The organism is Amphritea sp. GJ51-11, from assembly GCF_055808735.1.
In genome coordinates, this window is the sequence record NZ_CM147881.1 from 3,537,007 (window position 1) to 3,552,694 (window position 15,688).

At 49.8% G+C, this 15,688-nt stretch carries 15 protein-coding genes and 1 pseudogene; 2 read left to right on the top strand and 14 right to left on the bottom strand.

Annotation, left to right across the window (positions count from 1 at the left end; translation table 11 throughout):
* Positions 1 to 34: 34 nt before the first annotated feature.
* Positions 35 to 1,504, top strand: a complete 1,470-nt coding sequence (gene fliK, locus AC0L4K_RS15900) for a flagellar hook-length control protein FliK (RefSeq protein ID WP_473267144.1) — start codon at positions 35 to 37, stop codon at positions 1,502 to 1,504.
* Between the two features lie 11 nt (positions 1,505 to 1,515).
* Positions 1,516 to 1,785 (top strand): EscU/YscU/HrcU family type III secretion system export apparatus switch protein, encoded by a 270-nt coding sequence (locus tag AC0L4K_RS15905; protein ID WP_417223819.1) that lies wholly within the window; start codon positions 1,516 to 1,518, stop codon positions 1,783 to 1,785.
* A 42-nt stretch (positions 1,786 to 1,827) separates the two neighbouring features.
* Here AC0L4K_RS15905 and AC0L4K_RS15910 read toward each other — a convergent pair whose 3' ends face one another.
* The 14 genes and pseudogenes from AC0L4K_RS15910 to flhA all read right to left on the bottom strand — a co-directional run bounded on the left by AC0L4K_RS15910 (position 1,828) and on the right by flhA (position 15,524).
* The gene (locus tag AC0L4K_RS15910; protein ID WP_473267147.1) at positions 1,828 to 2,220 is read right to left on the bottom strand and encodes a DUF2802 domain-containing protein; all 393 of its coding nucleotides are present in this window, start codon (positions 2,218 to 2,220) and stop codon (positions 1,828 to 1,830) included.
* A gap of 12 nt (positions 2,221 to 2,232) precedes the next feature.
* Positions 2,233 to 3,258 carry a chemotaxis protein CheW gene (locus AC0L4K_RS15915; protein ID WP_473267149.1) on the bottom strand — a complete coding sequence of 342 codons (1,026 nt, stop codon included), beginning with the start codon at positions 3,256 to 3,258 and terminating at the stop codon, positions 2,233 to 2,235.
* Positions 3,255 to 4,028, bottom strand: a complete 774-nt coding sequence (locus AC0L4K_RS15920; RefSeq protein ID WP_417223815.1) for a ParA family protein — start codon at positions 4,026 to 4,028, stop codon at positions 3,255 to 3,257. The genes AC0L4K_RS15915 and AC0L4K_RS15920 overlap by 4 nt, the downstream gene beginning before the upstream one ends.
* Positions 4,028 to 4,999, bottom strand: coding sequence for a flagellar motor protein MotB (locus AC0L4K_RS15925; protein WP_473267151.1), 972 nt, complete (start codon positions 4,997 to 4,999; stop codon positions 4,028 to 4,030). The genes AC0L4K_RS15920 and AC0L4K_RS15925 overlap by 1 nt, the downstream gene beginning before the upstream one ends.
* 1 nt (position 5,000) lies before the next feature.
* Positions 5,001 to 5,750, bottom strand: a complete 750-nt coding sequence (locus AC0L4K_RS15930; protein WP_417223813.1) for a flagellar motor protein — start codon at positions 5,748 to 5,750, stop codon at positions 5,001 to 5,003.
* Positions 5,747 to 6,844, bottom strand: coding sequence for a protein-glutamate methylesterase/protein-glutamine glutaminase (locus tag AC0L4K_RS15935; RefSeq protein WP_417223812.1), 1,098 nt, complete (start codon positions 6,842 to 6,844; stop codon positions 5,747 to 5,749). The genes AC0L4K_RS15930 and AC0L4K_RS15935 overlap by 4 nt, the downstream gene beginning before the upstream one ends.
* Before the next feature lie 39 nt (positions 6,845 to 6,883).
* Positions 6,884 to 9,024 (bottom strand): annotated as a pseudogene (locus tag AC0L4K_RS15940) (chemotaxis protein CheA).
* Between the two features lie 12 nt (positions 9,025 to 9,036).
* Entirely contained in the window at positions 9,037 to 9,852 is an 816-nt protein-coding gene (locus AC0L4K_RS15945) for a protein phosphatase CheZ (RefSeq protein WP_417223808.1), read from the bottom strand.
* A gap of 9 nt (positions 9,853 to 9,861) precedes the next feature.
* Positions 9,862 to 10,236 carry a chemotaxis response regulator CheY gene (cheY, locus tag AC0L4K_RS15950; protein WP_473269236.1) on the bottom strand — a complete coding sequence of 125 codons (375 nt, stop codon included), beginning with the start codon at positions 10,234 to 10,236 and terminating at the stop codon, positions 9,862 to 9,864.
* Positions 10,237 to 10,294: 58 nt separating this feature from the next.
* Positions 10,295 to 11,005, bottom strand: a complete 711-nt coding sequence (locus AC0L4K_RS15955) for an RNA polymerase sigma factor FliA (protein ID WP_473267153.1) — start codon at positions 11,003 to 11,005, stop codon at positions 10,295 to 10,297.
* 29 nt (positions 11,006 to 11,034) lie between these two features.
* Positions 11,035 to 11,850 (bottom strand): MinD/ParA family protein, encoded by an 816-nt coding sequence (locus tag AC0L4K_RS15960; protein WP_417223802.1) that lies wholly within the window; start codon positions 11,848 to 11,850, stop codon positions 11,035 to 11,037.
* A gap of 26 nt (positions 11,851 to 11,876) precedes the next feature.
* Positions 11,877 to 12,929, bottom strand: a complete 1,053-nt coding sequence (gene flhF, locus AC0L4K_RS15965) for a flagellar biosynthesis protein FlhF (RefSeq protein WP_473267155.1) — start codon at positions 12,927 to 12,929, stop codon at positions 11,877 to 11,879.
* Positions 12,904 to 13,386: a hypothetical protein gene (locus tag AC0L4K_RS15970; protein WP_473267156.1), complete on the bottom strand. Its 483-nt coding sequence runs from the start codon at positions 13,384 to 13,386 to the stop codon at positions 12,904 to 12,906. Before AC0L4K_RS15970 ends, flhF begins: the two co-directional genes overlap by 26 nt.
* Positions 13,387 to 13,409: 23 nt before the next feature.
* Complete coding sequence (gene flhA, locus AC0L4K_RS15975) at positions 13,410 to 15,524, bottom strand: flagellar biosynthesis protein FlhA (RefSeq protein WP_473267158.1); 2,115 nt, start codon at positions 15,522 to 15,524, stop codon at positions 13,410 to 13,412.
* Positions 15,525 to 15,688 lie beyond the last annotated feature (164 nt).

Genomic DNA, 15,688 nt, shown 5'->3' on the forward strand with positions numbered 1-15,688 from the left:
ATGAAGGTATGGAACCTGAGCAGGAAAATAACGAATGCTTAATCCACTGAGCATACAGAATCTGCAAAACAGCGCGGGAAAACCCCTCTCTGCCACCGAACTGGTGCGTACGCTGCCGCTCAACAGTCCGACCCAAATTAACGTGCGCCAAAGCAACCCCGATGCATCACGGCCGAATCAATTTACCTTACAGGTGCAGCTCGGTAGTCAGCTATATCAGTTAAAAAGTGATCAATCCCTACCGCCCGGCACCACAGCAACGCTCACCCGCACCGCTGCCGGGGAGTTACTCTTAAGTAGTAACGCAAGCCCAGCAAACACCGCGGCCAGCACGAACACCCAAACACTGACGAATAACCAGCAGCCAGTGCCATTGCGTCAGAACGGCCCGCAGACGTCCCCTCAAGATCAACGGGGGCAGCAAGCTTCAACGAACTTACCCTCCACAGCGACGATTCCTGCCCGCTCTGCGGCAGAACTCAACCGGCTATTGCCCATTAACCGCCCGGTTCTAGCAAACGTATCGGTGGCCGTTAGAACCGGAGCTGGCGAAGGTAACATTGTCGCCACCATCAATGGCCGCCCGTTTTCGCTAAACCTTAATCAATCTCTGCCCTTCGATGGTAAGGTGATGCTGACCCGCACTGCTGATAACCAGGTGCAGATACAGCCCATCACCTCACCGGCGCAAAACCAGAATCTCGCCCATACCATTAATGACGCACTACGTTATGTGCTACCAACCCAACAACCCATTGCCGACAGCCTGCTTAAACTGCAACAACTGAATAATAAAGCCGGTGGTGAAAAAAGCCCCGTTAACGGCATGATCAGCTCACTGCTATCGCTCTTTGGTGTCAAAACCGAATCGGCTGCTCAAGCTCAAGCCGGGGTACAACAGAACTTACTCAATGGCGGGCTATTCACGGAGCGCAATCTCGCCGACCCGCGCAGCCAAATCTCGACCAATGATATGAAATATCAACTGAGTCAACTGTTACAGCAGGCGGATAAATTGCCCGAACAGCCACGACAACAGTTACAAGACCTAGTTAAAGGATTACTAAACCGCATCACCACCAATCAACTGGATAGCATCCACAACACCCGCATCAATAGTGACGGAGGGCTTGAACGTTATTTTTCATTGGATTTACCGATTAAGAACGGTGATCAACTGGATAATGTCGAACTTAAGCTCTCGGAGCATCGCCGCCAACTGTCTGAAGATAAATGGCAACAGCTTTGGCGGGTTCGGTTACATTTTGATATGCAGGAAAAAGGCACCATCGATGCAGAGCTGGTGCTGGAAGATGAACATCAAATTACCGCACATTTTTGGTGTAGCCAATCCGCCGTAGCGGAGGAACTGAATGAGAAGCTACCCAGTTTTAATCAGCAGTTGCACCTTCAAGGGTTCAGCATTCATTCCACCCATTGCAGTGAAGGCGCCGCGCCTAAGGCCATCAACCAGGTTGAACAGTTAATTGATGTCACAACCTGAGCGAGTCATCAATGAATAAAAAAACTGAAGAGTATCAAAAAGCGATTGCCCTTAATTATGATCACCAAGGGGCACCAAAGATCACCGCAAAGGGTCAAGGCGTAATTGCCGAACAGATCATCCGGTTAGCCAAGGAACACGATGTACATATTCACGAAAGTCCGGAGCTGGTTGAGGTGCTATTGCGCTTAGAACTCGGCGATGAGATTCCGGAAGCACTCTATCGCGCCATTGCCGAGATCATCGCCTTTACCTATAAACTAAAAAACGAAACACCTTAACTAACGACCAGCCAGCGAGGCTAAACCGTTAAGGTAAAGCTGTTAGCTTTGTTTATCCGGTGCCGCTATCTCTTTATGCAACAGCGCCATCAATTCAGCCTCAGGCCGGCCGATACCGCAGTTCTTCACCAGATCATCGACATCAGCCCCCATCTCCATTAACCGAGCGGCCTGATTATAGGCCAGCACACCGGGGTCGCGATTAGCCAATTCCTGCTGTTTTTCAGCGGTAATATTAAGTTGATTTTCAACATCCATTAGACGATGACCCATACCGATGGAACTACTCGTCAACGCTTGTATTTCGTTGCGCAGCACATTAATTAATGCTTCATACTGGCGCTGATGTTGCTGCAGCTTCCGCCGAGCATTAATCGTGTATCCTACCGACACCGATGCAATCACGGCGACAACCGCCAGGGCAAACCAGATCATTCTATCTCCTCATCACTGATGCCACGCTGCATCCAGTTCATCTAACAGCGCCGGAATATTCATAATCGCGCACTGATGTGTCATACAGGTACCCAACAGCCACGGTCGCGATTTAGGGTTGTTATTCCAAGTAATGGACTCGGCTTCTATTGTTTGAGAACCAATCATCAAATCGATCGTTATCGCCCATCCCGAGTCTTTAAATTTTATTAATTCAGCATAATCAGCTTTATCAGGCTCATATCGTTCCGGCACAATCCACATGGCGGTATCAACCACCCGCACCAAAGTACCCGACTCATCATAACTACCCAAAATCCACTCATCATCATGATTCAGCCCCAATTTCATGGCTTTAATATCATGTGCACCTTGTAAATATTTAACGGGCAATGCGAGCTTAATGCCATACATTTTCACCAGTAGGCATTGTAACGGTTCCACCACGATTTCTGGCTCTGGCTCTGGCTCTGGCTCTGGCTCTGGCTCTGGCTCTGGCTCTGGCTCTGGCTCTGGCTCTGGCTCTGGCTCTGGCTCTGGCTCTGGCTCTGGCTCTGGCTCTGGCTCTGGCTCTGGCTCTGGCTCTGGCTCTGGCTCTGGCTCTGGCTCTGGCTCTGGCTCTGGCTCTGGCTCTGGCTCTGGCTCTGGCTCTGGCTCTGGCTCTGGCTCTGGCTCTGGCTCTGGCTCTGGCTCTGGCTCTGGCTCTGGCTCTGGCTCTGGCTCTGGCTCTGGCTCTGGCTCTGGCTCTGGCTCTGGCTCTGGCTCTGGCTCTGGCTCTGGCTCTGGCTGAACAGTATTGGGCTGCTCGCCAGACATATCCAGTATTATTTCCATCTCATCGAGATCGACATCTTCCATCTCGGGACCAGCTTTTGGCAGCTCCGCCGACACCAAAGATGTCTCATTAACGCCTACCTCCGGCGTTTGCGCCAGCTCAAGCTCACCTTCAACGCTATAAGGATTACCTTCATCCTTAAGTAAGGTATCGAGATACTCTTTTACTAGCTGCTGCTGTCGATTTAACTGACCGTCACTCATCCTCTACTCCGTTCCGCCAAACCGCGTAATATACGGATATAAGCCTGCACACCCGGCATAGTCAGATCCAGCTCCGACGGTGTCACCCCTTTAGCACTGGCAGTAATAAACTTACTATCTACCGGCACCACGGAAGCAGCCATATTATCCACAAAGCGCTGATGTAACTCTCGCAAACAGCTGACAGACGTTGGAACAGTACGGTCATAAAACGTGGGGATAAGGGTATAGGTTAGCTGTCGTTTTCTCGCTCGATTGATCATAGCGATAGTACGCAGCATTCGCTCTAGCCCTTTCAAGGCCAAAAACTCCGTTTGAACCGGCACCAACAGATGGCCACACGCGGCTAACGCATTGATCATAAGCACACCTAACACCGGTGGACTATCGATCACGACATAGTCATAGCGGTCTTTTACCAACCGCAGCGCTTTAGCAACCTGTAACCCCATGCCTTCTTGACCAACAGATTTTCGCTCCAGCGTAGCTAGCGCTGTCGTCGCTGGAATGAGGTCGATGCCTTCATTCGAGGTAGGCATTAACAACGGCTCAAGCCGTTTCATGTCGATCTCACCCGGCTGAAACAGGTCATAAACACTGTTTTCTAATTCATCCGGATCATACTTAAAATAACTGGTCATCGAGCCGTGAGGATCAAGATCGACCAATAACACCCGTTGCCCGGCATCAGCCAACAACCCGGCTAATGTAACAGCAGTCGTGGTTTTACCCACGCCACCTTTCTGATTGGCTACCGCCCATACCTGCATTACTGCGGTGACTCCTGTGCCTGCGGAGAAAAACGCTCCGGCGACGTTAATGTTTCTGTATCCAGCGGTTGAGTCGCTTCTTGACGACTAAAACTAATCCGCCCCTGATCATCTTCAACCGTTTTGATGGCTGATTCAGGCAAACCGCTTTCCGTCAAAATAGTGCTCACCGCGTCTTCACTCACCTGCTCACTGCCAAAAGCAGAGACAACCCGTTGGGTTTTCCGATCTCGAGTAATCACAATCACGATTCTACGATTCACTCTGCGACCGTTTTCCGTGCCGTTATCACCCAATGGTTGATATTCACCAAAACCTACCGCAGCCATGCGCTGCGGCGGAATACCATTCATTTCGAGGATTCGCACCACACCGGCAGCCCTTGCCGCGGATAATTCCCAGTTCGAAGGGTATTGATCAGAAGAGATAAACTGATTATCAGTATAGCCTTCAACGTGGATAGGGTTATCATACTGTTTAAGTATTTTCGCCACCCGCTCAAACACCGGATCGGATGTGATCGCTGGTAATGAGCCACCTTCAGGGTAAACGAGATTGGCGCCCAACTCTAAGGCGACCCAAAGATTATTACTCTGCACCGCCGCATGTCCGGTGCGAATCAGTTTTTTAAACTGCATCTGCAGCTGCTCACCAATCGCCTGAAGTGCAGCGCTATTTTCCGGCTTTGGTGGCACAATTTTCACGATTGTGCTTTGCTGACTGGCCTCCCCTAAGGTTTGACCAACGCCAGTGGGATCAACTGTGGATTGTCTATCGACCGGATTATTAGAGGGTTGCTTAGCAAACACGCCGGCAAATGAGTCAGCGACCTGGCGATACTTCTCTTCATTCACCGACGAGATAGCGTACATCACCACAAAAAGCGCTAACAATAAGGTTAACAGGTCAGCATAGGAGATAATCCAACGCTGGGAGTGTAGATCTTGCTCTTCGACTCGACGCCTGGACACGTTAAGGCCCCTGTTCCAGATATCCTTGCAGACGTAGCTGAATGATTTTAGGGTTCTGGCCCTCGGCAATGGATAGCAACCCTTCCAGCATCATCTCTTGATAGTAAAAACGCTTCAATATCACCGCTCGAATCTTATTAAACAGCGGCAGAAACAGCAGGTTTGCAAGCGCCACACCATAAATTGTTGCGACAAATGCGGTTGCTATACCCGACCCTAAGTTAGCCGGATCTTGTAAGTTAGACATCACATGTATCAACCCAAGCACCGCACCGATAATACCCATCGTCGGGGCATACCCGCCCATACTCTCGAGCACCTTAGCCGCCTGCAAGTCACGATTTTCACGACTCACTAGCTCGGTTTCAAGGGTCGAACGAATCACATCCGCGGTGCGGCCATCCACCAACAGCTGCAAACCATTGCGCACGAAGCTATCACTTTGGCCGGCAATCTCATCCTCTAACGCCAGTAATCCCTTACGACGCGCAGTTACACACCAGCTGACAATATTATTAATCCCGTCACGGTAATCCAAATCGGTTTTACCAAACACACTCACAGATAACTTAGCTGCTCGAGAAAGCTCCGCAGGGGATGATTGAATTAACACCGCTGCAAAGGTCCCCCCAATCACAATCAACAGGGCAGGAAGATCAAACAGCTCATCAAAACCACCACCTTCGAGATAGTTGCCACCAAAAATGGCAATAACCGCCAGCAGTATGCCACTCAGACTCACTAGGTTCATTTGTGTCCCCAATGATTAAACAGTTGCCGGATAGTTTCCAGATTCAGCACCGCATCAGCCAGATCCGCTTGAATAACGGCTTTTGGCATACCAAAAATAGTACAGCTTTCTTTATCTTGTGCCCAAACCGTGGCACCAGCTTTTTTCAACACCCGTGCACCATCACAACCATCAGCCCCCATACCGGTCATGACCAGCGCCAACACCCGCCGACCATAGCCTTTGGCCACCGAAGCGAAGGTCAGATCAACACTCGGTTTATAGGTCATGCGCTCATCGCTTGCGCGAATAATCAACTTGTTGGGATTGGCCGGATCTAAAATCATTTGCTGACCACCCGGCGCAAGATAAGCATGCCCCGGCTTTAACTTGTCACCATTTTCAGCCTCTTTAATCTTGATAAGACTTAAATCATCGAGACGCTTGGCGAAAACAGAGGTGAATGCTTTAGGCATATGTTGAGTCAGCAGTATTGGCACAGGAAAATCAGCCGGTATTTGCGTCAGAATAAATTGTAAGGCTGCAGGGCCGCCGGTAGAGGAACCAATCGTAACAATGTCACAGTCTGGAACAGAGACCTCCTTATCGCTTTTTTCCTTCCACGGGGTACTGATAACATTTGAAGCGGCACTCACCGAGGTTCTATTCGCCCTAATCGTAACAGACGATACTGGGCGAGGCGTGCGCCGACCTAACGCCAGAATTTTTTCGGTCAGTATGGTTTCTATATGACCAGACTCGGTGGAACCCGGCCCTGCAACCCAGGCCCGGGCGTCTTTTTCCATATAGTCAGCAGCCCCCTGGGCTAGCGCTTCAAGGGTGACCGAAGCACTACGACGTGTCAGCGACGACAACATAATCACTTGGCATGGGTTTTCAGACATAATCTGTTTTAACGCGGTGATGCCATCCATCTTCGGCATCTCCACATCCATAGTGACCACATCCGGATGCAGCGACTTCACTTTAGCCACCGCCTCTTCACCGTCTTTAGCCGTATCCACCACGACGATGCCAGGGTTACTAGACAGTATTTGCTTTATACGGTTGCGAAAGAAGAATGAATCATCAACAACTAAAACTCGAACTGCCATACGGTTATCCAGTATAAGTCTGCCGCGCGAACATAATGCTCAACTGGCGTATGCCTTCAAGAGGCTAGGAATATCAACAATCAAAGCAATCCGACCATCACCCGTAATCGTAGCGCCCGATAATCCTGGGGTGCCGTGTAAAACAGAGCCAAGGGGCTTAATTACAACCTCTTCTTGACCCACTAGTTGATCAACCACAAATGCGACCTGCATGGTACCAACGTTAGTGATTACCACATGGCCATTTTCAGGCAACGGGTCTTTCTCGAAGCCTTTCATCAACCAGCGTTTCAAATGAAACAGTGGCATCGCTTTATCGCGAACGATAATAACCTGCTGCCCGTCAACCATATTAATTTGTGTTAGATCAAGATTGAAAATCTCATTTACATTGACCAGCGGTAGTGCAAACGCCTGACTTTCAAGCAGCACCATCAAGGTGGGCATAATAGCGAGAGTCAACGGCACCTGTATTTCAATACGCGACCCCATGCCAAGGGTAGAATCGACATCTAACTTACCGTTGAGCTGGGAGATTTTGGTTTTCACCACATCCATCCCAACACCGCGACCCGAAACATCCGAGATCTGTTCTTTGGTTGAGAAGCCCGCTGCAAAAATCAGATTGTAACACTCATGATCACTCAGTCGAGCGGCTGCTTCATGATCAAGCATACCGCGTTTAACGGCTAGATTACGCAGTACATTGGGATCCATACCCGCGCCATCATCCTCAATCACCAGCAGAATGTGGTCGCCTTCTTGTTCAGCCGATAACAGCACATGACCTTCACGAGGCTTATCATTAAATTCTCGAACGGCAGGCTCTTCAATACCATGATCGATTGCGTTTCGGACTAAGTGAATCAGAGGATCTGCCAATGCTTCGACTAGGTTTTTATCCAGATCGGTATCTTCGCCGCGCAGTTCAAGGTTGACCTCTTTGTGCAACTGCCGAGATAGGTCGCGAACTAAGCGAGGAAAACGACCAAAAACCTTTTTAACCGGCTGCATGCGGGTTTTCATCACCGACATCTGCAGATCAGCGGTCACCATGTCTAATGACGCTAATGCTTTTGACATATCACCGTCGTCGACCTCAGCACCCAACCTAACCAAGCGGTTACGAACCAGTACCAACTCACCCACCATATTCATAATCTGATCTAGCAGACGGGTATCCACCCGAACATTGCTTTCAGCGACCGGTTTGTGGGGATGGGCTTTAGCTGCGGCTGCCGAGGCAGGCGCGCTCTCAACACTGGGGGAGAAAAGGAGGTCGCGGGCGTCATCGGAGCAGCGCCAGTCGGTTTAGGCGTTATCGCCGCAAAGGCGCCTTCACCCTTAGACTGCAGATCATCTAATAAATGTTCGAATTCATCATCGTCAATTAGATCATCACTTACCGCTGAGGTTGGCATGACAGGCGAAGCCGGCTCAGTCGCACCCAGTAGCTGATCAAACTCATCATCGGCACGGGTATCAACAGGCTTAACGCCGGGTGCACCACCCGGGCCATGCAGAGTATCTAGCAGGTTATCAAATTCATCTTCGGTAATAAGATCTGAGACGGGGGCCGACATACCCGGTGCACCATGAGCGCCGTGCAATTGATCGAGTAGGTCGTCGAACTCATCTTCAGTAATAAGATCAGAGGCCCCTGCACTATTCGCACCAGGAACATCCGTCGCCAACCCCGCCACGAGGGAATCAAACTCTGCCGCAACAGAGACATCATCGGCTTTCGCCGGTGCGACTGGCGCTGACGACGGCATCGGTGCTCCAAGGGACTTGCCGGAAGCGATCGCATCTAAGCCGGCTAACAGCTGAGGATCAACCGGATCAGGATAGCTACCCTGCTTTACTGTCTCAAACATAGCGTTAATACTATCCAATGCTTGAAGCACTAGATCCATTAACGCTGAAGAAACTTTTAAAGCATTGTTACGCAACTGATCAAAGAGATTTTCAGCGCTGTGGCAGCAATCAACCATCGGATCGAGTTGAAGAAAGCCGGCCCCGCCCTTTACGGTATGAAAACCGCGAAAAATAGCGTTAAGTAATTCACGATCTTCAGGATGTTGCTCAAGATCGACCAACTGCTCAGATAGCTGTTCTAGAATTTCTCCAGCTTCAACTAAAAAGTCTTCCAATATTTCCTGATCAACATTCAAGGACATTCGCTTTACCCTTCAAAAACCGAGGCTAGACAGGAGGTCATCAACATCATCCTGATTGGATGCAACCGCCCCTTGATTTCGCCCCTTCATCTGAGGCCCTTCGGCTTTAATCTCTGAACTCTCAGCAACCGATGGTTCGACTACTGGTGTCGCACAATCCGCAATCGGCAACGCACCGAGGCTATTCACCCGGGAGGCCACTGCCATTAATCCAACTAGTTTTTCTTCGATATCAGCCACCAGCTGAATAACCCGCTTAATTAACTGACCGGTAATATCTTGGTATTCCTGTGCGAGTAAAATACCCGTTAACCGTTCTTTTAGCTGGCCTAAAACAACTTTGTGGTCACCGGCATAGCGACAGGCTTTCTCATAGAGTGCTTCGAGTTGTGGGTGATCACTCTTAAGCGCCGCAAGGTCTTCAATCAGCTCTTGGCGTTGTAAGAAATCCTGCTCAATCGTAGCAACATGCTGCAATGCTTCGTCCACCTGATCAATGGTTTTATGGGCATTAGCTTCAGTCAACTCTATCACATAGGAGAGACGTTCACTGGCGTCTGAAATTGAAGCGATACGTTGTTTCGAATCTTGCAATAACTCGGTAGAACTAACGTCGTCGGTAAAGCCAACAATCGCATTGTGCACGGCCCGGGTGAGAGTTCCCACCTCATGGTAGAGTGCTTGATGACGCATCTCATTGAGCTGCTGTACCTGATCCATCGCTTGCGGTAACTGCCCTTGACTGAGCAGTTCAACAAGCCGTTCAGCACGTGTCTGTAGCTCTACTTCAAAAAGATGCTGGTCGTAATGTTTTTCAAAATCAGACATAAACGCCTCCTAGCCCTGCAGGCGCTCAAAGATTTTGTCAATTTTCTCTTTCAGTACCGCAGCGGTGAAGGGCTTAATAATATAGCCGTTAACACCCGCCTGTGCGGCCATAATGATTTGTTCTCGTTTGGCTTCAGCCGTGACCATCAAGATCGGTATATGACTTAACGAAGGGTCGGCTCGAACCGTTTTTAACAGATCAATGCCGGACATTTTCGGCATATTCCAATCAGTCACCAAAAAATCAATCCCACCGGCTTTAAGCACAGGCAGTGCGGTTGAACCATCATCCGCTTCGACAATATTGGTAAACCCTAAATCCCGCAGCAGATTTTTTATAATCCGTCGCATCGTTGAGAAATCATCTACTACCAGAATTTTCATGTCTTTATTCAAGACAATCCCTCCTAACTCGTTTTAAACGGCAAGTTATTCTTCAGACTCACCGCCACTCTTTTAAACGACCACGTAACCGTAATGCCGCTTGACTGTGTATTTGGCTTACCCGTGACTCACTGACACCAAGCACTTTACCTATCTCTTTAAGGTTAAGCTCTTCATCGTAATACAGTGACAACACCAGCTTCTCACGTTCCGGCAACCCCTGTATTTCACGGGCGATCGCCTTCATAAAATCTTTTTCTTCAAACTCGTCAGAGGGGTTTGGCGAATTACTCGCAATGGTTTCCCCCGGCCCCTCATCCTGCGGCCCCGTCAATTTATCAAAACTAAACAGACGACTTTCAGCGGAGTCTTTCAATAATGCATGATATTCACTGACACTGATATCAAGTTCAGCAGCAACCTCCCCATCTTGGGCATCTCGACCGGTACGCGATTCAATCGTCTGAATAGCTTCCGAAACCCGGCGACCATTACGGTGCACTGAACGGGGCGTCCAATCCCCTCGACGGACCTCATCAATAATCGAGCCACGAATACGGATACCCGCATAGGTTTCAAAACTGGCCCCTTTACTCGCATCATATTTCTTCGCGGCTTCCAGCAGACCGACCATACCCGCCTGAATCAGATCTTCCAGTACGACATTACTCGGCAGACGCGCCAATAGATGATGAGCAATACGTTTAACCAGCGTCGTATGCTGCTCAATAATCTCCTGACTTGACTGAAACTGAAGCTGATTATACATAGAGACCATACGTTACTCTGATAATTTATTCAGGCGCCGGCAATCAAACGCTCAACAAAAAATTCAAGGTGCCCCCGCGGGCTGGAAGGCATCGGCCAAGCGTCCACTTTAGTTGCCAACTGTTTATAAGCCAGCGCCGCTTTACTCTGCGGAAACGCTTTTAAAACAGCACGTTGCTGCTTCACTCCCTTCCTTACCGCTTCATCATAAGGTATTGAACCCAGGTATTGAAGCGTCACATCGAGAAAGCGGTCAGTTACCGTCAATAACTTGTTATACATATTACGGCCTTCCTGCTCAGTGCGGACCATATTGGCCAGCACCCGAAAGCGGGTCATCTTGTAATCCCGGTTGAGTAATTTCATCAGGGCATAGGCATCGGTAATAGACGTCGGCTCATCACAAACGACCACTACAACATCCTGCGCCGCTTTCACAAAACTCACCACCGCCTCTGAGATACCGGCAGCCGTATCAATTACAAGAATATCGAGATCATCGGCGATCTCACTAAATGCGTGAATCAACTCCGAATGCTCATGGACGCTTAATGACGTCATCGCTTGTGTGCCCGAAGCCGCCGGCACAATACGCACATTCGTACCGACATCGATCAGTAGTTCTTTTAAACCACATTCACCCGACAACACATCAGAAATATTACGCTGCGCTTTAACCCCCAGCAAAACATCTACATTGGCAAGTCCTAGGTCGGCATCCATCAATACCACTCGATGTCCCATCTCACCTAATGCGAGACTCATATTAACCGAGACATTGGTTTTGCCTACGCCACCTTTACCACCGGTAACGGCAATCACCTTAACCGGTCGCGAACTACTCATGGCGGTTTCCTGTATCTGTTAACAAATCAGCTCTCCCAATGCTCATCTCTGGCCAACCTATCCTGCTGATGCTCATGAAATACGCGACGACTACGGGTCGCTTTCTGCGCCGTGATCACCGCCCGGCTGACCAAATCCTTTTTATGCGCCACGTCAATATCATCCGGCACCCGCTGCCCGTCTGTGACATAACTCACAGACAAACCGTTTTCGATCACCAGATCGAGGGCTTCCCCTAGATTACCGGACTCATCCAGCTTACTTAGCACACAACCACTCAACCCCAAGGGAGCATAGGTGGCATAGGCACTTTCGATCACATGCCGCTGACTCGAGCAGGACAGTACTAATAACTTTTTCAGCCGCACAGAGACATCTTCCAGCATATTCAGCTGTGCCTGGGTATGCGGTTCATGGGCGTTCATACCCGCCGTGTCTATTAATACTAGACGTTTGCCTCGCAAGGAAACCAGTACTTCATCCAACGAATTGTTTTCATCCACGACCCTCACCGGCACATCCAGAATGCGACCAAAGGTAAGCAATTGCTCATGCGCAGCGATACGATAGGAGTCCGTCGTCACCAGCGCGACACTGGAACTACCATGTTTTAACACATAACGGGCTGCAAGTTTGCCAATTGTGGTGGTTTTACCCACCCCTGTAGGGCCAACAAATGCAATCATCCCACCACGTTCGACGAAATCTTCCCCCATCACTGGGATATTGTCACTAAAACGAGTCAGAGTGGAGCGCCAAGCATCATCCAACTCATCGGTATCAACCACCTTAGACGATAACTGGCGACTAATCTGCGGGCCTAATCCGATCCGCTCTAAGCGACGCTCAACTTTTACAATGGCAGAATCAGCCAACTCATGACGCGGACGCCCCGCAGCTTTAGCGGGCTGAGCTTTTGCTCGTGCTGGCTGAGGCGGAGAGGGTGGACGCGGAGGTTCAGCCTTTTCTACCGTCTGGGGACGATTAAGAATGCTTTTAAGGGATTCGATTTCCTGCTGCAAAGCGGCAATCGCATCTTGCTCATTATCTCGATCAGGGGGGTTCTGGTGCAAATTCATGGCGCCGCCGAGTAGGATCAAGCCTCGGTGCAGCCACCCGCGCCTTGGTTTCCTGAACATTCGGCGATTGATACTGGCGCCCTTGTTGACGGCGCTTTAGCGTATCGAGAATCTCAGTTAGCTCATCATCATCGTCATCCAGCTGCCGATTTTTTTGTCTAGGTTCCGGTGCACCTTCCTGAGCCGTGGCTATCCGCGCCTGCGCCTTGCGCAGCTCCTCGGCGAGGTTACTCTGCAATTTGGCGGGCTTAGGGGCTTCTTTACGGGCGTGCTCTGCTGATCGTTTACGCTTAAATTCTTGCTGCGCAGCTTCATACTCATGCTCATGGGCCGCCACAACTTCAACGCCACCCGCCACCCGATGATTAGAGACAATCACCGCGTCCGGGCCGATCTCGTCCCTGACCCGTTGCATGGCCTGCCTCATATCCGGAGCAAAAAAGCGTTTAACTTTCATAACCGTCTCTATTCATTACCCAATCAAGCACCGGCCTGATTCTGGCCACCCACCGTAGCAATAATCGTAACCCGTTTATTTTCGGGGATTTCCTGATAGGAAAGCACACTAATTTGGTGCTCACCATAACGTACAAACTTAGCCAACAACGGCCGGATTGGAGCCGCCACCAATAAAATGGAAGCCCGCCCTGCAATCTCTTGCTGCTGTGCAACCTCCGCCAAGGAGGTTTGCAGCCGTTCAGCCATGGTTGGTTCAATCACTAAGCCTTCTCCACCCTCACCCCGTTGCACAGAACCTAACAACAACTGCTCTAATTGAGGATCGAGGGTAATCACCGGCAGCTCATCGTCATTACCAACAATATTCTGCACAATCATACGCGATAAAGATATCCGTACCGCCGCCGTGAGACTTTGCGGATCCTGCGTCCGGGCAACCGCTTCAGCCAGCGATTCGGTAATGGTTCTGAAATCCTTGACCGGCACCTGCTCCATCAGCAAATTCTGTAGCACTTTTAACAGTGTACTCACAGAAAGCTTGCCAGGTACTAACTCTTCTACCAGTTTTGGGGACGTTTTCCCCAATAGATCCAATAATTTTTGTACTTCATCATGTCCCATCAGTTCATGGGAGTGCGCCTGCAGAATCTGATTAAGATGGGTTGCCACCACTGTGCCGGCATCAACCACCGTATAACCGAGGGTCTGCGCTTGCTCCTTTTGGCTCTGCTCAATCCACACCGCATCCAAACCAAAGGCAGGGTCTTTTACATCGATCCCTTTGAGAGTACCAAACACCTGACCGGGGTTAATTGCCAACTCTCGATCAGGATAGACCTCCGATTCCCCCACAGACACACCCATTAGGGTGATTCGGTAGGCTCCAGGCATTAAATCGAGATTATCGCGAATATGCACTGACGGTACGAGAAAGCCTAAATCTTGAGAAAGCTTTTTACGCACCCCTTTAATCCGGTTCAACAACTGCCCGCCCTGCAATTTATCAACCATCGGTATCAAGCGATAGCCCACCTCGAGGCCGATCATATCGACCGGCATCACATCATCCCAGTCTAGCTCTTTCACATCCGGCTCAGGTTCCGTCTGCTTGGTTTTAGCCGCGCCCTCTTCAACCAATTCAGCCTTGGCTGCCAAGTTGCGCTGTTGAATAAAGTAGGCGCCAATCCCAGCAGCAATTGCCAACGACAAAAACGCCACATGGGGCATACCCGGGATAGAGCCCATAATAAACAGAATAACAGCTGCAACGGCCAGTGCCTTTGGCGAGCCAAATAGCTGACCAATAATCTGCTGCCCCATATCCTGGGAAGAATTAACCCGGGTCACCATAATTGCTGCGGCGGTTGATAATAGCAACGAAGGGATCTGCGCCACCAGCCCATCACCAATGGTCAGCAGGGAGTAATAACGGGCCGCCAGCTCAAAAGACAGGTCATGTTGCAACATGCCTATACCCAGCCCGCCAAGGATATTGATCACCAGAATCAAAATACCCGCTACCGCATCACCACGAACGAACTTACTGGCACCATCCATCGAACCATAAAAGTCAGCTTCCTGAGTCACCTCTTGCCGACGCAGCTTGGCATCCTCCTGACTGATCAATCCCGCATTCAAATCGGCATCAATCGCCATCTGTTTACCGGGCATAGCATCCAAGGTAAAGCGAGCGCTTACTTCGGATATACGCCCTGCACCTTTGGTGACCACCACAAAGTTAATGATGACTAAAATCATGAAGACCACCAGACCCACAACATAGTTGCCGCCAATCACCACTTCGCCGAAGGCCTCAATCACCTTACCCGCCGCATCACCCCCTTCATGCCCATACAACAGAACGACTCGTGTCGAGGCGACGTTGAGGGCCAAGCGCATTAAGGTGGTAATGAGAAGAATGGTAGGAAAAACAGCAAAATCCAGCGGCCGCATGGCATACACACACACCAACAACACCACGATAGAAAGAGCAATATTAAAGGTAAACAGGGTATCCAGCAGGAAGGGCGGCATCGGCAGCGTAACCATGCCGAGTACGAGCATGAGTAGAAAAGGGATACCTAAATTCCCTTTACTCGCTCCACGAACATTGTTGTAAATCGCTGCTCTGTCCATTACGCCCCAAATGAGATCTTTCCGCTGACAAAGCGTCAAAAAAACATCACAAAATAATTAATTATTTGAAGATTGAAAAATAACATTAATAGAAGGCTAAAAACATCAATATTTTGACGCTTTCATGGCCTTAGGGATAGGAATGCAAGAATCCAGCCATATAT